Genomic DNA, 20,402 nt, shown 5'->3' with positions numbered 1-20,402 from the left:
GTGGTCGGCGTCAGTCCTCGAGGCCGATGTCGAACGCCTGCTCGAGGTCATGCTTGGAGTAGGTCCGGAAGGCGATGTACGTCTGGGTCCGCAGCACCCCGGTGACCTTGCTCAGCCGGTCCGCGATGACGTCGGCGAGCTCGTCGTGCTGGCGGACACGGATCATCGCGATGAGGTCGACCTCGCCGGTGACCGAGTAGACCTCGCTGACGCCGGGCACGTCCGCGATCTCGGAGGCGACCTCCGGGATGCGTCCGGCGTCGACGTCGATCAGGACCATGGCTGTGAGCATGCTCGTCCTTCCTTCGGTGCCGCCCGGCGGCGACCCGCCCATCATGCCGCGCCCCCACGGCCTCCGCGCTGTCGACGTCGGCCCGGATCGAGGCGAGCGCGGCGGCGACGGCGGCGGCGACCCGGGCCGGGTCGGTGAACGCCTGGGCACCGACGACCGGGCTGCACCGGGCCGGTGGGGCGTCGTCGCCCGTCCGCGCGTCCACGAGGCGCACGCCCGGTGCGTCGAGCCAGTCGAGGACGAGGTCGGCCTCCTCGGGGTGTGCGGCGGGTGCGGGCGCCACCGGGGCCGGCACGTGCTCGGCGGTGAGCCGCAGGGACTCGATCGCGCCCCGCGGGTCGGTGCGGGGCTCGACCGACGCGGTCCCGGCGAGCCGGCCATGCCGGACGAGCACGACCTCCCAGCCGCCGCGGTCGGTGCGGCGTGCGGCGACGAGCTCCTCGCACGCCGCCAGCGGGGCCAGCCGCTGGGCCCGTGCTGCGCCGCGCAGGAAGGTGTCGAGCCGGTCCCGGGCGTCGGCCGCCTCCTCGAACCGCTCGGCCGTGATGAGCCTGGCGATCCGGGCGGCGTGCGCGTCGACGACCGGGCGCGGGTCACCCGTCATGGCGGCGGCGACGCGGTCGGCGGTCTGCGCGTCGAGGACCGCGGTCGCCCGGGTCCCGGGCGTCCGGGACCCGAACGTCGCGTCGATCGCCTCGAGCGCGAGCACCGCCGCGGACCGCGAGCTGAACGGGCCGATGTGCGGGCGCCCGGCGACGACGTCGCGCACGACCTGCAACCGCGGCGCGGCGCCGCCGGACAGCCGGACCCACGGCATCCGCTCGGGGAACCGTGACCGGCGGTTGTAGCGAGGGAGTGCTCGGCGATGAGCCGCAGCTCACGCACGCGGGCCTCGAGCGCCGTCGCGCACACGACCGGGGTGACGGCGTGGGCGATGCGGACCATCTCGGTCATGCGCCCGCGCTTCTCGGCCGCGGTGAAGTAGCTGCGGACCCGGGTGCGGATGGACGTCGACGTCCCGACGTAGAGGACCTCCTCGCCCGGGCCGCGGAAGAGGTAGACGCCCGGCGCGTCGGGCAGGTCGCTCGCGAGGTGCCGCTTGCGGCGCACGTCGGCCGGGACGGGGTCCGTGGCGGTCGCGAGGTCCTCGAGGTGGGTGATCCCCAGCGGCGCGAGGCGGCTCAGCAGCGCGTGCAGGACGTCGACCGTCGCCCGCGCGTCCGACAGGGCCCGGTGGTCGGGCGTCACCGAGGCGCCGAAGAGGGCGGCGAGCGTGCCGAGCTTGTGGTTGGGGGCCTCGTCGCGCAGCACCACGCGCCGCGCCAGCCGCACCGTGTCCAGGACCTGGTTCCCCGGCCACGGGTAGCCGCACGCGCGGGCGGCGGCCTTGAGGAACCCCATGTCGAACGGTGCGTTGTGGGCGACGAGGACGGCACCGGTGGCGAACTCCAGGAAGGACGGCAGCACCTCCTCGATGCGGGGTGCGGAGCGCACCATGCCGGTCGTGATCCCGGTCAGTGTGGAGATGAAGGCCGGGACCGGGATGCCCGGGTTCACGAGCGTCTGGAACTCGCCCAGCACCTCGCCCCCGCGCACCTTGACCGCACCGATCTCCGTGATGCCGTTGACCCCCGGCGTGCCTCCCGTGGTCTCGAGGTCGACCACGACGAAGGTGACGTCGCGCAGCGGCGTGCCCAGCTCGTCGAGGGTCGGCTGCACGGGGACGCCGCCGGCGGCGGACGGCGGTCGGACGAGGGTGGGGGACGGGGCCACGAGCATGGTGCGGACGCTAACCCGGGGCACCGACACGGCCGGTGGGGGCTCGCCGGAGCGGCCCGTCGGCCGGCGTGTGGGTGGCCCGCCCTAGCGTCGCGGACATGATGATCGACTGCGACAGCTGCACGGTCCGTGGGGCAGCCTGCACCGACTGCGTGGTGACCTTCCTGACCATCCCGGTCCGTCCCTCCGGTGACGGCCCGCCCCCGGACGGACGGGCGTCGCGCCCGGCGGCCGGACGACGACCCCGGGGCTGCCGTCGACCTGGACGACGACGAGCGCGCCGCGATCGACGTCCTCGCGTCGTCCGGGCTCGTCCCGCCGTTGCGCATGGTGCGGGCGATGTGACCGCCCGGGGCGCGGCGGCGGTCCGGGCACGCACCACCCCCGAGGACGGCTGGTCCGTGGGGGGTGGCGGGGGTCGTGGTGGACGCGGGGGACCGGCGGTCCGCCGCCGGTGGGCGTGGTGCTACAGGTGCACGCCCGCCGGCTGCGGCCCCTCGTACAGCGCCTCCACCTCGCCGGCGAAGTCCTTGAGCACCACGTTGCGCTTCACGCTCATCTTGGGGGTCAGGTACCCGTTGGCGATCGTGAGGTCGGACTCGAGCAGCCGGTACTTGCGGATCGACTCGGCCCGGCTGACCGCCTTGTTCGCGCGCTCCACCGCCTCGTCGATCGCCGCGAGGACGGCCGGCTCGGTCCGGGCCGCGTCCGCGTCGACCACGGGGTGGCCGTGGGCGGCGAGCCACCCGGGCAGCGCCTCCGCGTCGAGGGTGATGAGCGCCCCGATGAACGGCCGCTGGTCGCCGACGACGACGCACTGGCTCACCAGCGGGTGCGCGCGCAGGCGGTCCTCGAGCACGGCGGGGGCGACGTTCTTCCCGCCGGCCGTGACGATGATCTCCTTCTTGCGGCCGGTGATCCGCAGGAAGCCGTCCTCGTCGAGCGTGCCGAGGTCCCCGGTCCGGAACCAGCCGTCGTCGAAGGCCTCGGCGGCCGCGGTCGGGTTGCCGTGGTAGCCGCGGAAGACGTGAGGTCCCTTGACCTCCACCTCGCCGTCGGCCGCGAGCCGGACCGCGGTGCCGGGCAGCGGCGGACCGACGGTGCCGATCTTGGTGCGGTCGGGCAGGTTCACGGTGCTGGGGGCCGTGGTCTCGGTGAGCCCGTAGCCCTCGAGCACGCGCAGGCCGACACCGCGGTAGAAGTGGCCCAGGCGCTCACCCAGGGGCGCGCCGCCGGAGATGGCCCACTCCACCTGGCCGCCGAGCGCGGTGCGCAGCTTGGACAGGACGAGGCGGTCGGCGACCTTGTGCTGCAGACGCAGCGCGAGCGACGGCCCCCGGGCGCGTCCAGCGCACGCGAGTAGGCGATCGCGGTGCTCGCGGCCTTGTGGAAGATCTTCCCCTTGCCGCCCGCGACGGCCTTCTGCTCGCTGGAGTTGTAGACCTTCTCGAACACGCGGGGGACGGACAGGATGAACGTCGGCCTGAAGGTCGCGAGGTCCGGCAGGAGGTCCTTGGTGTCCGGCGTGTGGCCGATGGTGGCGCCCGCGGCGATGACGAGCACCTCGACGAAGCGCGCGAACACGTGCGCGAGCGGCATGAACAGCAGGGTGCGCGCGCCCGGGGTCGAGACGACCTCGTGCAGGCCCTTCACGGCGTTGACCGTCAGCACGTAGAAGTTCTCGTGGGTCAGCTCGGCGCCCTTGGGCCGCCCGGTCGTGCCGGACGTGTAGATGATGGTCGCGACGTCGGCCAGGTCGGCCAGGCCGCGGCGCCGGCGGATCTCCTCGTCGGGGACCTCGGTCCCCTCGGCGACGAGCGCGTCGACCGCGCCGTCGTCCAGCACGAGCACGTCCCGGACCTCGGGGGCCTCGGCGCGCACGGAGGCGACGACCGCGGCGTGCTCGGCGGTCTCGACGACGAGGACCGACACCCCGGAGTCGGTGAGGATCCAGTGCACCTGCTCCGCGGACGACGTCTCGTACAGGGGGATCGGGATCGCACCGGCCGCCCAGATCGCCCAGTCGAGCAGCGTCCACTCGTAGCGGGTGCGGGACATGATGCCGACCCGGTCGCCCGGGGCGACCCCGCGGGCGACCAGACCCTTGGCGGTCGCCACGACGGCGGCGTCGAACTCGCGGGCCGACATCGGCGTCCACCCGCTGCCGTCCGGCGACCGGCGCTCGACGAGGCTGCCGTCCGGCGCGCTCCGCACGCGCTCGGCGAGCATGTCGTTGAGGTTCCGGGACGGGTCGACGTCCACGAGGAGTGGGGTGTGGATCTCGTCCATGCTGGCTCCATTGTCAGACGGCGGGTCGAGGCGACGCTTGGCCCGACGATAGCGCCACGCCCACCGCGTCCTGCGCACCCCCACGGTGACCGGTGACAGGTTCACCCGGAGGGGCGGCCACGGCGTCGGGCCGTGCGCGGGCGGCATTCGTGCGCCTGCCCGCGCCGACCCGCGTAGCGTGTCGGCCGGTGCCGACCCGGTGCCCGCGAGCTTCGAGGTAGAGGACGGACATGCACGCGATCGGTGTGGACATCGGCGGCACGAAGATCGCGGCCGGGGTGGTGGACGCCGAGGGCCGGATCCTCGCCCAGACCCGTCGCGCGACCGAGCCCGAGGACCCGACCAGCATCGACCGAGCGGTCGCGGACGTGTACGCCGAGCTCTCCCGCGACCACGAGGTCGGCGCGATCGGCGTGGCGGCGGCCGGGTTCGTCGACTCGGGGCGCTCCACCGTGCTGTTCGCCCCCAACATCGCGTGGCGCGACTACCCGCTGCGCGACCGCGTGAGCGAGCTGCTCGACGACGACGACGTGCGCGTCGTCGTCGAGAACGACGCCAACGCGGCCGGCTGGGCGGAGTTCCGCTTCGGTGCGGCGCGTGACGTCGACGACATGCTGCTGCTCACGGTGGGGACCGGGCTCGGCGGAGCGCTCGTCGTCGGCGGCACGCTCGTGCGCGGGGCGTGGGGCGTGGCGGCCGAGGTCGGGCACATGCGGGTCGTGCCGGACGGGCGGTACTGCGGCTGCGGGCACGACGGCTGCTGGGAGCAGTACGCGTCGGGCAGCGCGCTCGTGCGCGACGCCCAGGCCGCGATCGTCGTCGACCCGGGCCACGGGGCCGCGCTGCTCGAGCTGGCTGGCGGGGACGCGGATGCGCTCACCGGTCCGCAGATCACCGAGGCCGCCGAGAAGGGGGACCCGCTCGCCGTGAGCCTCCTGGCGCGGCTGGGCCACTGGATCGGTGCCGGGTCGGCCTCCGTCGCGGCCCTGCTCGATCCCGCGCTCGTCGTCATCGGCGGTGGTGTCGCGGCTGCCGGTGACCTCCTGCTCGAGCCCGCCCGGCAGTCCTTCGCCGCCCAGCTGTCCGCGCGCGGTCACCGGCCCGAGGCGACTCTCGCGCTCGCGTCCATGGGCAACGAGGCCGGGATCGTCGGCGCCGCCGACCTCGCCCGAGTCTGACGACGGCGCACGCCGGGCGGCGCGCGTCCGTGGACCATGCGCGCGGCCCCGGACCACGCGCGCGTCCCGGCACCACGAGGATCAGACGACGGCGCCCGGACCGTCGTCGTCGTCGCGTCGGTGTGGCATCCGCCACACGAGCAGCGCGCAGCTGGCCAGGAAGACGACGCCGGCCGCCTGCAGGAGGGCCGTCGGGGCGTCCTGCCACGCGACCAGCGTGATCAGCAGGAGGATCGGCACCCCGGCGGCGCCGAGCCAGGCCATCGTCAGCAGCGGGTCCCCGCCGAGCACCGGCCCGGGGTCGGGCGGGACGAAGTGGTCGCGGTCGTCGATCTCGGCCTCGGCCGCGTCGATGTCGTCCGTCCCGGCCCAGTCCCGGCCGGTGAGCTCGCGGGCCGCCGGTCGCGCCGACACCCACGGGGCGACCGGGTAGGTTACGGCGCGGCCGGCGCCCTCGTCGGTCGCGGGGAGGTCGTCCTGCGGGTCGTCCGCCACGTCCCCACGGGCGGGGTCGGGCCTCTCGTCGGGATCGTCGGCGTCGAGTCGGCCGAGGTCGGCGACGATCTCCGCCCAGCGCTCGGCGATCTCGTCGTCCCGGGGGTCGTGGCGGTCCGGCGCGTCCCCGGTGTCGTCGTGACGTGCGGCCATGTGCAGCACTCTAGAGTCGTACGGATGCTGCGCGCGGGTCGCGTCGGCGCAGTGGCGGAGGTGGCTCGTTGTTCTACTGGTTCATGAAGCGGGTGATGGTCGGTCCCCTGCTGCGCCTCGTGTACCGCCCGTGGGTGCGCGGGGTCGAGAACGTCCCGGCCGAGGGCCCGGCGATCCTGGCCAGCAACCACCTCGCGGTGATCGACTCCTTCTTCCTGCCCCTCGTGCTCCCGCGCGAGATCGTGTTCATCGGCAAGTCCGAGTACTTCCAGGGCGCCGGCCTCAAGGGGCGGGTGACCGCGGGCTTCATGCGCGGCGTGGGCACGATCCCCGTCGACCGTGGTGGCGGCAAGGCGAGCGAGGCCGCGCTGCGCACGGGGCTGCGCCGGCTCAGGGACGGCGGTCTGTTCGGCATCTACCCCGAGGGGACCCGCAGCCCCGACGGCCGCCTGTACCGCGGCAAGACGGGGGTCGCGCGCCTGGCGATCGAGTCCGGTGCGCCGGTCATCCCGGTCGCGATGGTGGACACCAACGTGGCCCAGCCGATCGGCAAGCGGATCCCCAAGGTCATGCGCATCGGCATCGTCATCGGCGAGCCGCTCGACTTCAGCCGCTACCGGGGGATGGAGAGCGACCGCTTCATCCTGCGGTCGGTGACCGACGAGATCATGTACGCGCTCATGAGCCTGTCGGGCCAGGAGTACGTCGACGTGTACGCCGCGACGCAGAAGGCCCGGATCGCGTCCGGACAGGCGGGGCCGGCCGACGCGGCAGCGCCGCCCGTCGCCGCCCCGGGCGGTCGTCCGGCACCCGAGGTCCACGTTCCGGTCCCGCCCGAGGACGACGCCCCGCCGTCAGTAGGATGAGCGCGTCGCCCGTGCGGTGACCCCCGGCCCTCGCCCGGTGCGGCCGCACGGCCGCTCCGGTGCCCGACGGGCCGCCCGGTGCAGATCTACGAAGGGTATGTCTCATGTCGGTCCGTCGCGTCGCTCTCCTGACCGCGGGTGGCTTCGCTCCGTGCCTGTCCTCCGCCGTCGGAGGGCTCATCGAGCGCTACACCGAGATCGCGCCGGAGGTCGAGATCATCGCCTACCAGCACGGCTACCACGGCCTGCTGACCGGCAACCACATCGTCGTCGACTCCGAGACGCGCGCCAAGGCCGGTCTGCTGCACCGCTTCGGCGGCTCGCCCATCGGCAACTCGCGGGTCAAGCTCACCAACGCGAAGGACCTCGTGAAGCGGGGCCTGGTCGAGGAGGGCCAGGACCCGCTGCAGGTGGCGGCCGAGCGGCTCAAGTCCGACGGCGTCGACGTCCTGCACACCATCGGTGGGGACGACACCAACACCACCGCGGCCGACCTCGCGGCCTACCTGCACGAGAACGGGTACGAGCTCACGGTCGTCGGGCTGCCCAAGACGATCGACAACGACGTCGTCCCGATCAAGCAGTCCCTCGGCGCCTGGACCGCGGCCGAGGAGGCCGCCGGGTTCGCGGCGAACATCATCGGCGAGCACCGCTCCGGCCCGCGCATGCTGATCGTCCACGAGGTCATGGGCCGGCACTGCGGGTGGCTCACCGCCGCCGCGGCGGCCGAGTACCGCCGGTGGCTGGACACCCAGGAGTGGGTCCCGGGCATCGGCCTGACCCGTGAGCGGTGGGACGTGCACGCCGTCTTCCTGCCGGAGCTGGCCCTCGACATCGAGCACGAGGCGCAGCGCCTGCGCGGGATCATGGACGAGATCGGGAACGTCAACATCTTCCTGTCCGAAGGCGCCGGCATGCACGAGATCGTCGAGCAGCTCGAGGCCGCCGGCGAGGACGTCCCGCGCGACCCGTTCGGCCACGTGCGCCTGGACACGATCAACCCGGGTCAGTGGTTCGCGAAGCAGTTCGCCGAGCTCCTCGGCGCGGAGAAGGTCATGGTGCAGAAGAGCGGGTACTACTCGCGCGCCGCGGCGCCCAACGCCGAGGACCTGCGCCTCATCAAGTCGATGACCGACCTCGCCGTCGAGTGCGCCCTGCGCGCGGAGTCCGGCGTCATCGGTCACGACGAGGAGGACGGCGACCGGCTCAAGGCCATCGCGTTCCCGCGGATCGCGGGCGGCAAGGCCTTCGACGTCTCGCAGCCCTGGTTCGGACAGCTGCTGGACGGCATCGGCCAGCCGCTCGTCCCGGCGGCGTCGTCGTGATCTTCCCGCAGGCGGACACGGCCGAGCACGGCCGCGTCGCGGGCGACCCTGCCGTCCTCGCCGGGCTCGACCACTGGCGCACGCTCGCGGTCACCCAGCAGCCGACGTGGCCCGACCCCGAGCACGTCCGGCGGGTGGGGGACCGGCTCGCCGCGCTGCCCCCGCTGGTCTTCGCGGGGGAGGCCGACGTCCTCAAGAGCCGGCTCGCCGCCGCCGCCCGCGGGGAGGCGTTCCTCCTCCAGGGCGGGGACTGCGCCGAGACGTTCGCCGAGGCCACGGCGGACAACATCCGCAACAAGATCAAGACCATCCTGCAGATGGCGGTCGTGCTGACGTACGGCGCGAGCCTGCCGGTGATCAAGATGGGCCGGATGGCCGGGCAGTACGCCAAGCCCCGCAGCGCCGACTCCGAGACCCGCGACGGCGTCACACTGCCGGCCTACCGGGGCGACATCATCAACGCCCACGCGTTCACGCCCGAGTCCCGCGTCCCGGACCCCGAGCGTCTGCTGCAGGCCTACAACACGAGCGCCGCGACGCTGAACCTGCTGCGCGCGTTCACGACCGGGGGCTTCGCGGACCTGCGCCGGGTGCACGAGTGGAACCGCGGGTTCATGGCCAACCCGGCCTACGCCCGGTACGAGGAGACCGCGGCGGAGATCGACCGCGCGATCCGCTTCATGGCCGCGTGCGGCGCCGACTTCGACGCGCTGCGGACCGTGGAGTTCTTCTCGAGCCACGAGGCGCTGCTGCTGGACTACGAGCGGCCGCTGACCCGGATCGACTCGCGCACCGGTCTGCCGTACGACTGCTCGGCCCACTTCCTGTGGATCGGGGAGCGCACCCGCCAGGTGGACGGCGCGCACGTCGACTTCCTGTCCCGCGTGCGCAACCCGGTCGGGGTCAAGCTGGGCCCGACGACGACGCCCGACGACGCCCTCGCGCTCATGGACCGGCTCAACCCGGCGGGAGAGCCCGGTCGGCTCACGTTCATCACCCGCATGGGCGCCGGCACGATCCGGGACGCGCTGCCCGCGCTCGTGGAGAAGGTCACGGCGCACGGCTCGCCGGTCACCTGGGTGTCCGACCCGATGCACGGCAACACGATCACGTCGGCGAGCGGCTACAAGACGCGCCGCTTGACCGACGTGCTCGACGAGGTGCGCGGGTTCTTCGAGGTGCACCGCGCGCTCGGGACCGTCCCCGGGGGTTGCACATCGAGCTCACCGGCGACGACGTGACCGAGGTCCTCGGCGGCAGCGAGGAGATCGACGACGCCGGTCTGGCGCGGCGCTACGAGACGCTCGTGGACCCGCGGCTCAACCACCAGCAGTCGCTGGAGATGGCGTTCCAGGTCGTCCAGCTCATGCGCGGCCACTGACCGGCACCGGTCGGCGCGCACGGCGGGTCGCCCCCGGTCCCGGGGCGGCCCGCCGTCGTCGTCTCGGGGTGGCCGGCCGTCGTCGTGGTGGCCGAGGCACGGGTCAGCGGGACGTCCGGACGTCCGGGTGCCGGGCCGGGTGCGCGCCCGTCGGGTCAGACGACGGTGAGCGTGATCGTCGTCCCGCGCGCCACCCGGTCGCCGGGGCCCACGCTCTGGTCCCGCACGGTGCCGAAGAAGCCCCCCAGCACGTTCTCGCGGCGCGGCACGAACCCCAGCGCGGTGAGCCGCTCGGCCGCCGGCCCGTACTGCTCGCCGACGACGTCCGGCACCTCGACGAGCTCGGGACCCTGCGACACGACGATCGTCACGACGTCGCGCCGCAGCCCCGGCGTGCCCTGCGCCGGGTCCTGGTCGATGACCGCGCCGGCGGGCACGGTGTCGCTGTACGCCTCGGTGACCTGGACGACGAGCCCCTCGCTCTCGAGGTCCTCGGTCGCCTGCTGCTGCGTCGCGCCGATGACCTGCGGGATCGTGACCGGCGCGGGCCCACGGGACACCGTGAGCACCACCTCGCTGCCCTTGGGCAGCTCCGCACCGGCACCGTGCGACACGCTCATGACGACACCGTCCGGGACCTCGTCGTCGTAGGGGGTCTCGGTGTCGCCGAGCACGAGACCCGCTGCGGTCAGCGACTCCCGGGCCGCCTCGAAGGTGGCGCCCACGAGGTCCGGGGGACGGTGGTCATCTCGGGGCCGCGGGACACCGTGAGCTCCACGGAGCCGTCGCGGCGGATCGCCGCGCCCGGCCCCGGGTCGGTCCCGATGACGGTCCCGGCGGCCTGCGGGTCGAACACCTCGGCCACGGTGCTGTCGAGCTCGGCGGTCGTGATCCGGTCGACCGCCACGTCCTGCTGCTCCCCGACGACGTCCGGGACGGTGGTGAAGGCGCCGGGTCCGGACGTCAGGTACCACCACGTCCCGGCGCCGAGCAGCGCGAGCAGCAGCGCCACCACGAGGGCCCACCGCAGCCGGCGGCGTCGGCGCGCCGGTGCGGAGCCGGCGCGGGCCTCCGCCGCGAGCTCCTCCTCGGTCCGGATGCCGGCGCCGATGGGGAGGGCGACGGTGGTCCCGCGAGCGGCGACGTCGAGGCGCGCGGTCGCGCCGGTCGAGGGCCCGCGGTCGTCACGGCCCGCGTCGGCGTCGGGGTCGACGGTCGCCGGGTGGAGCGTGATGGTCGGCTCGACGTCGGCCCGGCGGGCGAGGACCGACTCGTCGAGGGACGACCGGGTGCGGCGCACGAGCGTCAGGGCCGCGCCCGCGTCGGCGGGACGGTCGTCGGGTTCGCGTGCCGCGAGGGCGCCGACCAGCTCGTCGACCTCCTGCGGTAGCCACTCGACCGCCCGCGAGGGCGCAGGGATGTCGGTGTTGACGTGCTGGAAGGCGACCTGGATCGGGGTCTCACCGGTGAACGGCTGCCGGCCCGTGAGCATCTCGTACAGCAGGATCCCGGTCGCGTACACGTCGGTCCGGGCGTCGGAGAGCCCCTTGGAGACGAGCTCGGGTCCCAGGTAGGCCACCGTGCCCAGCACCGTGCCGGTGGTCGTCGAGGTGACCTCGGTGACCGCCCGCGCGAGCCCGAAGTCGGTGACCTTGACCCGGCCGTCGGACGCCAGCAGCACGTTCTCGGGCTTGACGTCGCGGTGCACCAGCCCGGTGCGGTGCGCGGCGGCGAGCGCGTCGAGGACCGACTCGAGGACGCCGAGCGCCTCGTCCAGGGTCAGCGCGCCGCGCTCACCGAGGTGACGGCGCAGGTTCGTGCCGTCGACGTACTCCATCGTCAGGTAGCTGGTCTCGCCGTCGATGCCCTGGTCGTAGACCCCGACCAGGCCCGGGTGGGTGAGCCGCGCCGCGGCCCGGGCCTCGCGGCGGAACCGGGCCACGAACGCGGTGCCGCTCGCCCCCTCGGCGAGGTGCGGGTGCATGACCTTGAGCGCAACCTCACGGTCGAGGCGGCGGTCCACGGCGAGGTACACCGTGGCCATGCCGCCACGCGCGATGCGGGAGACGACCTCGTAGCGCCCGTCGACCAGGTGGCCGAGCAGGGGGTCGCTGATGGTGGTTCCCACGGCGGTCATCCTACGGTCGCGGGCCCGACGGGCCGGTCAGGCGCGACGGGTCACCGGAAGCGGGTCATGTGGGTCTGGATGGCCGCGACGTAGCGTCGGGTGTCGGCGAACATGCCGTTGCGCTTCACCGACGCCGCCCCCTGGTAGTACCCGGCGATGGCGGTGGGCAGGTCCGGGCTCGTCCGCACGAGGTGCCGCAGGAGACCGACGCCGCAGGTGACGTTGTCGTCCGGGTCCAGCAGGTTCAGCGGGCGCCCGACCATCTGACCGACCCACACACCGGTCGACGGGATGCACTGCATGGTGCCGATGGCGTTGGCGGGGGAGACCGCGGTCTGGTTGAACCCGGACTCCTGGAAGGCGATGGCCTGCGCGAGCGCCGGGTCGACGCCCAGGGCCCGGGCGGTCGAGACGACCTTCGCCTGCATGGCGGACTTGGACGGCACGCCCATCGCGAGCAGCGTCGCCTTGTTGAGGTTCGCCGAGGCGACCACGGAGCTCGAGTAGGTCCGGCCGGCGAAGGTGTTCCCGACGAGCTGGGTCGTCGGGGTGGCGGCGGGCGCGGTGGCGCCCGGGAGCCTGAGCTTCTGGCCGATCCGGATCGAGGCGCGGGCGTCGAGCCCGTTGGCGGCGACGACCGCGGCGACGGTGGTGCGGTGCTGGGCGGCGATGCCCGAGACCGTGTCACCGGACCTGACGGTGTAGGTGCCGGTGGCGGCAGGTGCGGCCGGGGCGGGAGCCGGGGCCGGCGCGGTGGCGCCGGCTGCGCCGGGGATCGTCAGGCGCTGGCCGATGCGGATGAGGGCGCGGGCGTCGAGCCCGTTGGCGGCGACGACCGCGGCGACGGTGGTGCGGTGCTGGGCGGCGATGCCCGAGACCGTGTCACCGGACCTGACGGTGTAGGTGCCGGTGGCGGCAGGTGCGGCCGGGGCGGGAGCCGGGGCCGGCGCGGTGGCGCCGGCTGCGCCGGGGATCGTCAGGCGCTGGCCGATGCGGATGAGGGCGCGGGCGTCGAGCCCGTTGGCGGCGACGACCGCGGCGACGGTGGTGCGGTGCTGGGCGGCGATGCCCGAGACCGTGTCACCCGACCTGACGGTGTAGGTGCCGGTGGCGGCAGGTGCGGCCGGGGCGGGAGCCGCCGCGGGGGCCGTGGCGGACGGGATGGTCAGCGTCTGGCCGATCCGGATGGCGCCGGCGCTGGGCAGGCTGTTCGCCCGGGCGATCGCCCCGACCGACGTCCCCGACCGCAGCGCGATGTGGGAGACGGTGTCACCGGCGCGCACGGTGTACTGCTCGTCGGCGTGCGCGGTCGCCGCGCCGGTCACCGAGGCGACCGCGAGGGCGAGGGTGGCGCCCGTGCCCGTGGTGACGCGCCGACGGACCGACCGTCCGCGGACCGACGGCTCCGTGGCGGTCGGCCGGTCGGCCGAGGGCGGGGTCGCGTCCGGGCGGACGGGGGCGGGCTGCGTCATGTGGACCTCAGGGGAGTGGGAGAGATGGTGCTCTTGGGGCAGCAGGGACCGATGTGACTGCTGTGACTCGCTGAACGTAGTCGAGCCGTGCACCGGTGAAAAGCCGGGCCGGGTAATTGCGACGGTGTAGTTCACCCGCACGCAGGCCCGCGCGCCGCGTGCGTACGCTGGCGCTCGTGACCGACACCGCAGACCTCGACGCTCTCGTCCGCGACTGGCTGACCCTGCCGGACGTCTCCGACCGCCTCGGCATCGACGTGGGCAAGGTCCGACGCCTGCTCCAGGACGGCCGCATCGTCGCGGTCCGCCGCGGCGACCCGACCGTGCTGTCGGTACCGGCCGACTTCCTCGTCCCGGTGCACCTCGCGAACCCGGCCGCGCCGACGTCGCCGGTCGGCGCCGGTGAGTCGCAGTGGGCGGTCCTGACGTCCCTGCGCGGAACGCTGACGGTGCTGGGCGACGCAGGCTTCGACGCCGCGGAGTCGATCGAGTGGCTGTTCTCGCCCGACGAGATCCTGGGGCGGACCCCGATGGACGCTCTGCGGGCCGGCTCCAAGAGCGAGGTCCGCCGCCGCGCGCAGACCCTGGTCTAGGGCGTCGGGCGGTCCGCGGCCGACGACGTCGCGTGGCGTCGCCGCGCGCGAGGTCAGGCGGCCCGGTCCACCGCGGCGTGCGCGAGCTCGGCGATCATCGACCGGCCCGGCTCGGTGAGGGTCGCAGCCGCCAGCGCCCCGAACGCCGTACCGGAGAGGTCGGCGATGAGGGCCTCGACCTGGGCGTCCGCACGGGTGTCGCGGATCACCCGGGCGACCGCGGCGACGTCGTCGTCGGGCAGGTCGCGGACCCCGAGCCGGGACCGCAGGAGCGCACGCTGCGCCTGGTCCCCGGCGGCCATGGCGCGGGCGACGAGGACGGTGCGCTTGCCCTCCCGGACGTCGTCGCCGGCCGGCTTGCCGGTCGCGGCGGGGTCGCCGAAGACGCCGAGGAGGTCGTCCCGCAGCTGGAAGGCCTCGCCGAGCGGGAGCCCGAACGCGCTGCAGGCGCGACGTTGTGCCGCGTCGGCCCCGGCGAGAGCAGCCCCGAGCACGATGGGGTGCTCGACGCTGTAGCGGGCCGACTTCGCCCGGATGACCTCGCGGGCTCGGGCCTCGTCCGAGGCGGGGTCCTCGCCCCAGGGGAGCGCCTGCGCGAGGACGTCGAGGTACTGCCCGGCGGTGACCTCGGTCCGCATGAGGTCGAAGACGTCACGGGCCGCGGACGCGACCGACGGATCGAGCGCGGCGGTCGCGCGGCTGAACTGCGACTCGCTCGCCACCAGCGTCAGGTCCCCCAGCAGGATCGCGGCAGCCTCACCGAAGCGGTCGTGGCTACCCGACCACCCCGAGCGCTCGTGCAGCGCCGCGAAGGTGCGATGGGCCGCGGGCAGCCCGCGACGGGTGTCGGAGTCGTCCATGACGTCGTCGTGGAAGAGGGCCGCCGCCTGGAAGAGCTCCAGGGCCGCACCCACGCGCAGGACGGCGTCCGCCTCCGGCGTGCCGCTGCGGCCGCCGTGCGCCCGGAACGACCAGTAGCAGAACGCCGCGCGCAGCCGCTTCCCGCCGGAGAGCATCTGGGTCACCGCGTCGGTGAGCACGGCGCTGTCCGGACCCAGGGTGGTCAGGACGACCCGCTCGGCGGACACGTACTGGGCCAGGAGGGCGTCGACCCGTGGTCGGACCTCCTCGACGTCGACCAGGGCGGCGGCGGTTCGGATCACGCGGGCAGCCTACGCAGCACGGGTCCTCCCGTTGCCCGCACCCGCCCGCCGACGGTCGCGGTCCGCACGTCGTGACGGTCCGCGCGCCCGTGCGCCGGGGAGGTCCTCCTCGACGGACGGGCGGCGCCGAGGTCCCGTGCCGGTGGTGTGCCGGTGGTGTGCCGGTGGTGTGCCCGGTGGTGCACCCCGGTGGTGCCCGGTGACCCGCCCGGTGCTCGGGCCGGTGTCCCGCCCCCAGGCAGGGCGCCTGCGCGGGTGTCCACACCAGCGACAGGTGGCGGCCGGTCGTGGTGCGACGCCGCGGTTGCCTGTAGCCCATGGACGCCACCACGATCCGGGTCCGCGAGCCTCGCGAGCTGCTCGCACTGCTTCCCTACCAGCTCGGGTTCCGACCCGAGCGCAGTGCGGTCGCCGTCGCCCTCAGGCCACCGCGCGGACGCGTCGGCCTGATCGCCCGGGTCGACCTCGCCGACCTCGCCGACCCGGACCTCGGCCCGCAGCTGGCGCGGCGGCTGGTCACGCACCTCGTCGGCGACGGCGCGGCGAACGCGGTGCTCGTGGTGTACGCCGACGACGACCCGCGGGCCGTGGGCGCCGAGGCGTGCTCGCACGTCCGGTCGTCCGACGGTGCGACCGCCGAGGCGCCGGGGGAGACGCCGACCGCGGTCCAGGTGTTCCGCGCTGCCGCTGCCGCCTTCCTCGGCGACGTCGCGGTGTGGGTGGTCGCACCGTCGGGCTACCTCTCGCTGGACTGCGTGGACGCGGACTGCTGCCCGCCCGGTGGCCGGCCGCTGCGTGACCTGGAGTCGACCGAGGTGGGCGCCCACATGGTGCTCGCCGGCGCCATGGTCGCCGACTCCCGTGAAGCGCTGGTCCCGGACGTCCCCGCGTCCGCGGCGGCGCGCCGCAACGCCACCCGCGCCGCGGCGCGCCGCCTCGCGCGGCGCGTCGTCGCCGAGGAGCAGGGCCCGGCGGCCGTGGCACGGTGGCGCGGCGACGGCCTGCTGGCCTGGCGCCAGGAGGTCGACGAGGTGCGCCGGGGTGGGCGCGGACCGGACGCCGCCGCGCTCGGTCGCCTCGCGGCGGTCCTGGCGGACGTGCCCGTGCGCGACGCCGTGCTCCTCACGCTGGTCGCGGGGGCAGGCGACCTGCCGGAACGGTCCCTGCACCCGTCGGCAGCAGGACCGGGCGGTGTGGGCGTCGAGGTGGCCCAGGTGCTCGGTGCCGTGGTGAGCCCGCGCGACGGCGTGCCGCCCGACCCCGATCTGCACGTGCCGGCCGCGCGGGTCCTCGAGCTGGTCGTCAGCCATGCGGCCGGACCGTCCCGGGCGCCGGCGCTCACGCTGCTCGGCCTGCTCGCCTGGTGGAGCGGTGACGGGGCACGGGCCGGGGTCCTGCTCGACCGTGCGCTGGCCGTCGACCCGTCGTACCGGCTCGCCCACCTGCTCGGCGACGCGCTCGCCGCGGGGCTCGCGCCGGGGTGGGTCCGCACCCGCGGGGACGGACACCGCGCTGACGTCGTCCACCGCCTCCGGTACGGTCGGGGCGACGGCGGCCCATCGGCGGGCCGTCCGTGCGAGCGCAGCGGAGGACGTATGACCATCGTCGTCGGGTACCTGGCCACACGCGAGGGCCGTGCCGCGCTCGATGCGGCGATCGCCGAGGCGGAGCGACGCTCCACGCGGCTCCTCGTCGTGCTGAGCGGGCGGGTCGCGCCCGCCTCCGACGGGGCGGCGGCCGAGCAGGCGCGGCAGACGGAGGACCTGCGGGCGCTCCTGGACGGCACCGGGGTCCCGTACGACATCCGGGAGGTCTCCGAGGGTCGGGACGTCGCCGAGGACCTCATCAGTGCGGCCGAGGAGAACGCCGGCGTCCTCATCGTCATCGGCCTGCGCCGCCGCAGCCCGGTCGGCAAGCTCATCCTCGGGGTGAACGCGCAGCGCATCCTCCTCGACGCGCCGTGCCCCGTGCTCGCTGTCAAGCCGAGCGGGAATGGTGACCCGGACGCCGTCGTTAGGTCGGAGTAAGGAGCGCACGCGCGGCGCTCAAGCCCCCGATCGAGGCGCACGCCGACCCGCCGCGAGGGTCCTGGCCGGTACAATGAAGACGTACCCCGGGGCTCGACGTCCGAGCCTGCGCTGCCGAAAGGTTGTTCGTGTCATCCCTCTCCCCGAATCCTGCACTGCCGCGCGAGTTCGAGCACCCCGCACTCCAGGAGCTCGTGGCGCGTGGACGCACGCACGGCACCGTGGACGCCGAGGCGTTCCGTGTCGCCTGCGAGTCCGCGCAGGTCAATGACGCCAAGCGGCTGAAGGTCGTGCTGCGGGGCCTGGCCGCCACGGGTGTCACCGTCGCGGAGCCCGTGACCGCAACCGTCAAGGTGGCCGCCGCGACCACCACCGCCCGCAAGGGGACCAGCGCGACGGTCGACCCGGACGCCCCCGCACCCGCCCCGGCCAAGCGCCGTGCACCCGCCAAGAAGGCGGCCCCCGCCACGGACGACGACACGTCCGAGGCGAAGCCGGCGACGAAGCGGGCAGCCGCCCCGAAGGCCGCCGCGGCGAAGACCACGGCCGCCAAGGGGACGACGGCCAAGGCGACCGCAGCGAAGGCCGCCGCCGCGAAGAAGGCGAGCGAGGACGAGCCCGAGGCCGCCTCTGGTGACCTCGAGGACGTCGTCGTCGAGGACACCGCCGTGGTGGCCGACGACGCCGTCGTCGCCGAGGGCGCCCCGGCCGGCAAGACCGGCGACGAGCCCGAGGAGGGTGGTGCCTTCGTCTACTCCGACGCCGACGACGACGACGCCCCCGCCCAGCAGGTGGTCACCGCCGGCGCCACCGCGGACCCGGTCAAGGACTACCTCAAGCAGATCGGCAAGGTCGCGCTCCTCAACGCCGAGCAGGAGGTCGATCTCGCCAAGCGGATCGAGGCCGGCCTGTTCGCCGAGGAGCGGCTGAGCTCGGGCACCAAGCTCGAGCCCAAGATGCGGCGCGAGCTCGAGTGGATCGCCGGTGACGGACGCCGGGCCAAGAACCACCTGCTCGAGGCGAACCTCCGCCTCGTCGTCTCGCTCGCCAAGCGCTACACCGGCCGCGGGATGCTGTTCCTGGACCTGATCCAGGAAGGCAACCTCGGTCTGATCCGTGCGGTCGAGAAGTTCGACTACACCAAGGGCTACAAGTTCTCGACCTACGCCACCTGGTGGATCCGGCAGGCCATCACCCGGGCCATGGCCGACCAGGCGCGCACCATCCGCATCCCGGTGCACATGGTCGAGGTCATCAACAAGCTCGCGCGCGTGCAGCGGCAGATGCTCCAGGACCTGGGCCGGGAGCCCACGCCCGAGGAGCTCGCCAAGGAGCTCGACATGACGCCCGAGAAGGTCGTCGAGGTCCAGAAGTACGGCCGCGAGCCCATCTCGCTGCACACGCCGCTCGGTGAGGACGGGGACAGCGAGTTCGGTGACCTCATCGAGGACTCCGAGGCCGTCGTCCCGGCCGACGCCGTGAGCTTCACGCTCCTGCAGGAGCAGCTGCACCAGGTGCTCGACACGCTGTCCGAGCGCGAGGCCGGCGTCGTCTCGATGCGCTTCGGCCTCACGGACGGCCAGCCGAAGACCCTGGACGAGATCGGGAAGGTCTACGGGGTCACGCGCGAGCGGATCCGTCAGATCGAGTCCAAGACCATGTCGAAGCTGCGGCACCCGAGCCGCTCGCAGGTCCTGCGGGACTACCTGGACTGACGCCGGACGCCGACGTCGCCGTGGGCCGCGTACCGCCTCAGCCGAGGCCGGTGCGCGGCCCACGGTCGTCTCGTGGCGTACCGGGCCGGGGAGGGCCGGTGCGGGCGTGGCGGGGACACCCGCGCACGGGACGGGCGGCCGGCCGGGGTCGTCGGTCAGAGCGCGAGACGGCGCCGCGTGCGTGCGCGCCACCGCGGGGTGTGCCAGGCGTCGCGCGCGCGGACGAACCGGAGGTCGCCGGGGCGCGAGCGGCCGGCCGGGCGCTGCACGCGGTACTCGACCTCGAGCACGCCGTGCCCGACGTCGACCAGAGCCACCGTCACCGGACGGCCCCGCCGGGGGAGTCGGCGCCAGCGCAGGGCGCGCCCCTCGAGCGGTCCGTCCAGGCACAGGTACGTCGCCACGATGAAGTCCTCTCCGGCCGGCGTCGGCTGACGGGCACGATGGCCATTATCACGCGCCGGTGTGAACGGGGGATGTCAGCACCCGTTCGCGCGGGTGAAATCCGCCGTGAGGATACCCCGTGCGGCCGTGCGGCCCCCGTGCGCCCGCGCGCCCGTGCGCCCGTGCCCGTCGCGCCCGTGACCGGGCGCGACGGGCGCGACCGGCGGCACGGTCCCGCCGAGGCGCGGACCCGCCTCGGCGAGCGGGTGAAATGGCCCCGCACGGGGTGGACATGCCCGATTCGTGCGATACGTTCTGCGGTGTCAGCGAGAAGGGCAAACCCGTCGAGAGGCGGGGACGCAAAGCCACGGGACCCCTACGGTCAGCCGGGCCACCGAACGACAGGAGCAGACCCCATGTCCGACCCCATCCTCCCGCGGACCGACGCGGCCCGGGGCGACGTCCCCGCAGGCGAGCGCGGTGCGCACCTGACGATGTCGCCGACCGGTCCGCAGCGACCGGAGGCCGGTTCCGCGCTCGAGCGGCTCCTCAGCCGGCAGACGTTCGCGTCGGCGTCGGGCGGCCTGCTCGGCTTCGTGCCGGCACAGGTGCGCTGAGACCGGTCCGGCGCTCACCGTCCCCCTGCGCTGACCGACCTGCACGACACGAGGGCCGCACGACACGTCGGCCCGACAACGACATGAGGGCCCGACCATCCGGTCGGGCCCTCATGTCGTGCTGGCTGGTGCGGGTCGTCGACCCGTCCGCTACCGGTCCGCGTCAGCGGACCGCCCCGGCGCCGGCGCCGTGCTCCGCGAGGAGCCGGTCGGTCTCGTCCTGGACGTGGGTGGCCAGGGCCGTGAACTTCGGGGCGTGCTCTCGGGCGTGGTGGGCGCAGAACAGCAGCTCGCCGCTCGGCATCACCACGCGGACATAGGCCTGGGCGTTGCAGCGGTCGCAACGGTCTGCCGCGGTCAGGGGTTCGGTCGTCGTCGTTGCAGTCACAAGAACATGTAACCACCCGCTGCCCGTGAGCATGCCGTCAGGACCCCCGTATTCGCTCACCGCGAAGCCCGGTCCACCCGACCGGTCCTGTGCCGGACCGGCGCCACCGCCCGGACCGGCGCGCCGCGCCCGCCCCGCCACGGTGCGGTGACGCCAG

Annotated in this window: 16 protein-coding genes, 3 pseudogenes and 1 riboswitch; of the genes and pseudogenes, 9 read left to right on the top strand and 10 right to left on the bottom strand. The window is 74.4% G+C overall.

The features are described from left to right. Positions 1 to 10 precede the first annotated feature (10 nt). Both REH70_RS11450 and REH70_RS11445 read right to left on the bottom strand, forming a co-directional pair. Positions 11 to 292: an Lrp/AsnC ligand binding domain-containing protein gene (locus REH70_RS11450; protein WP_310747323.1), complete on the bottom strand. Its 282-nt coding sequence runs from the start codon at positions 290 to 292 to the stop codon at positions 11 to 13. 73 nt (positions 293 to 365) lie between these two features. Further along, positions 366 to 2,071 (bottom strand): annotated as a pseudogene (locus tag REH70_RS11445) (DEDD exonuclease domain-containing protein); the annotation flags it as partial. 189 nt (positions 2,072 to 2,260) lie between these two features. On the opposite strand from REH70_RS11445, the gene REH70_RS11440 reads away from it, so the two are divergent. Then, positions 2,261 to 2,416: a hypothetical protein gene (locus tag REH70_RS11440; RefSeq protein WP_310747321.1), complete on the top strand. Its 156-nt coding sequence runs from the start codon at positions 2,261 to 2,263 to the stop codon at positions 2,414 to 2,416. Positions 2,417 to 2,537: 121 nt separating this feature from the next. Here the strand turns inward: REH70_RS11440 and REH70_RS11435 are convergent. Then, positions 2,538 to 4,360 (bottom strand): annotated as a pseudogene (locus REH70_RS11435) (AMP-dependent synthetase/ligase). 230 nt (positions 4,361 to 4,590) lie between these two features. Between REH70_RS11435 and REH70_RS11430 the strand changes: the two are divergent. After that, a complete protein-coding gene (locus REH70_RS11430) occupies positions 4,591 to 5,538 on the top strand; it encodes an ROK family glucokinase (protein ID WP_310747319.1) in 948 nt (315 codons plus the stop codon). Between the two features lie 81 nt (positions 5,539 to 5,619). Here REH70_RS11430 and REH70_RS11425 read toward each other — a convergent pair whose 3' ends face one another. After that, positions 5,620 to 6,186, bottom strand: coding sequence for a hypothetical protein (locus REH70_RS11425; RefSeq protein ID WP_310747317.1), 567 nt, complete (start codon positions 6,184 to 6,186; stop codon positions 5,620 to 5,622). Positions 6,187 to 6,254: 68 nt separating this feature from the next. On the opposite strand from REH70_RS11425, the gene REH70_RS11420 reads away from it, so the two are divergent. From REH70_RS11420 to REH70_RS11410, 3 genes and pseudogenes are all read left to right on the top strand, one after another. Next, positions 6,255 to 7,052, top strand: a complete 798-nt coding sequence (locus REH70_RS11420) for a lysophospholipid acyltransferase family protein (protein WP_310747316.1) — start codon at positions 6,255 to 6,257, stop codon at positions 7,050 to 7,052. Between the two features lie 104 nt (positions 7,053 to 7,156). Beyond that, positions 7,157 to 8,377, top strand: a complete 1,221-nt coding sequence (locus REH70_RS11415) for a pyrophosphate--fructose-6-phosphate 1-phosphotransferase (protein ID WP_310747314.1) — start codon at positions 7,157 to 7,159, stop codon at positions 8,375 to 8,377. Next, a pseudogene (locus tag REH70_RS11410) lies at positions 8,377 to 9,758 on the top strand (class II 3-deoxy-7-phosphoheptulonate synthase). Before REH70_RS11415 ends, REH70_RS11410 begins: the two are co-directional and overlap by 1 nt. 155 nt (positions 9,759 to 9,913) lie before the next feature. Here the strand turns inward: REH70_RS11410 and REH70_RS11405 are convergent. Genes REH70_RS11405 through REH70_RS11395 form a run of 3 tightly spaced genes read right to left on the bottom strand, consistent with a single transcriptional unit; the run spans position 9,914 to position 13,358 of the window. Then, positions 9,914 to 10,483 carry a PASTA domain-containing protein gene (locus tag REH70_RS11405; protein WP_310747312.1) on the bottom strand — a complete coding sequence of 190 codons (570 nt, stop codon included), beginning with the start codon at positions 10,481 to 10,483 and terminating at the stop codon, positions 9,914 to 9,916. After that, positions 10,447 to 11,886, bottom strand: coding sequence for a protein kinase domain-containing protein (locus REH70_RS11400; RefSeq protein WP_310747311.1), 1,440 nt, complete (start codon positions 11,884 to 11,886; stop codon positions 10,447 to 10,449). Before REH70_RS11400 ends, REH70_RS11405 begins: the two co-directional genes overlap by 37 nt. Positions 11,887 to 11,936: 50 nt before the next feature. Next, complete coding sequence (locus REH70_RS11395) at positions 11,937 to 13,358, bottom strand: LysM peptidoglycan-binding domain-containing protein (protein WP_310747309.1); 1,422 nt, start codon at positions 13,356 to 13,358, stop codon at positions 11,937 to 11,939. A gap of 176 nt (positions 13,359 to 13,534) precedes the next feature. On the opposite strand from REH70_RS11395, the gene REH70_RS11390 reads away from it, so the two are divergent. Beyond that, a complete protein-coding gene (locus REH70_RS11390; RefSeq protein WP_310747308.1) occupies positions 13,535 to 13,951 on the top strand; it encodes an Rv2175c family DNA-binding protein in 417 nt (138 codons plus the stop codon). A gap of 53 nt (positions 13,952 to 14,004) precedes the next feature. Here the strand turns inward: REH70_RS11390 and REH70_RS11385 are convergent, their stop codons facing one another. Beyond that, entirely contained in the window at positions 14,005 to 15,114 is a 1,110-nt protein-coding gene (locus REH70_RS11385; protein WP_310747306.1) for a polyprenyl synthetase family protein, read from the bottom strand. Between the two features lie 317 nt (positions 15,115 to 15,431). Here REH70_RS11385 and REH70_RS11380 point away from each other — a divergent pair, with 317 nt between their 5' ends. Both REH70_RS11380 and REH70_RS11375 read left to right on the top strand, forming a co-directional pair. Next, a complete protein-coding gene (locus REH70_RS11380; RefSeq protein WP_310747305.1) occupies positions 15,432 to 17,141 on the top strand; it encodes a DUF4192 family protein in 1,710 nt (569 codons plus the stop codon). A 128-nt stretch (positions 17,142 to 17,269) separates the two neighbouring features. Next, complete coding sequence (locus tag REH70_RS11375; protein WP_310747303.1) at positions 17,270 to 18,856, top strand: RNA polymerase sigma factor; 1,587 nt, start codon at positions 17,270 to 17,272, stop codon at positions 18,854 to 18,856. A gap of 155 nt (positions 18,857 to 19,011) precedes the next feature. Here the strand turns inward: REH70_RS11375 and REH70_RS11370 are convergent, their stop codons facing one another. Next, positions 19,012 to 19,260 carry a hypothetical protein gene (locus tag REH70_RS11370; protein WP_310747301.1) on the bottom strand — a complete coding sequence of 83 codons (249 nt, stop codon included), beginning with the start codon at positions 19,258 to 19,260 and terminating at the stop codon, positions 19,012 to 19,014. Between the two features lie 304 nt (positions 19,261 to 19,564). After that, a riboswitch (cyclic di-GMP riboswitch) is annotated at positions 19,565 to 19,639 on the top strand. Positions 19,640 to 19,656: 17 nt separating this feature from the next. Between REH70_RS11370 and REH70_RS11365 the strand changes: the two genes are divergently transcribed. Continuing rightward, entirely contained in the window at positions 19,657 to 19,857 is a 201-nt protein-coding gene (locus REH70_RS11365; RefSeq protein WP_310747299.1) for a hypothetical protein, read from the top strand. Between the two features lie 163 nt (positions 19,858 to 20,020). Here REH70_RS11365 and REH70_RS11360 read toward each other — a convergent pair whose 3' ends face one another. Continuing rightward, positions 20,021 to 20,278, bottom strand: coding sequence for a hypothetical protein (locus REH70_RS11360; RefSeq protein WP_310754246.1), 258 nt, complete (start codon positions 20,276 to 20,278; stop codon positions 20,021 to 20,023). Positions 20,279 to 20,402 lie beyond the last annotated feature (124 nt).

Origin of the sequence: Cellulomonas sp. ATA003 (assembly GCF_031582905.1) — a bacterium.
Taxonomy (GTDB): domain Bacteria; phylum Actinomycetota; class Actinomycetes; order Actinomycetales; family Cellulomonadaceae; genus Pengzhenrongella.
This window is presented reverse-complemented; position numbering and strand designations above follow the sequence as displayed.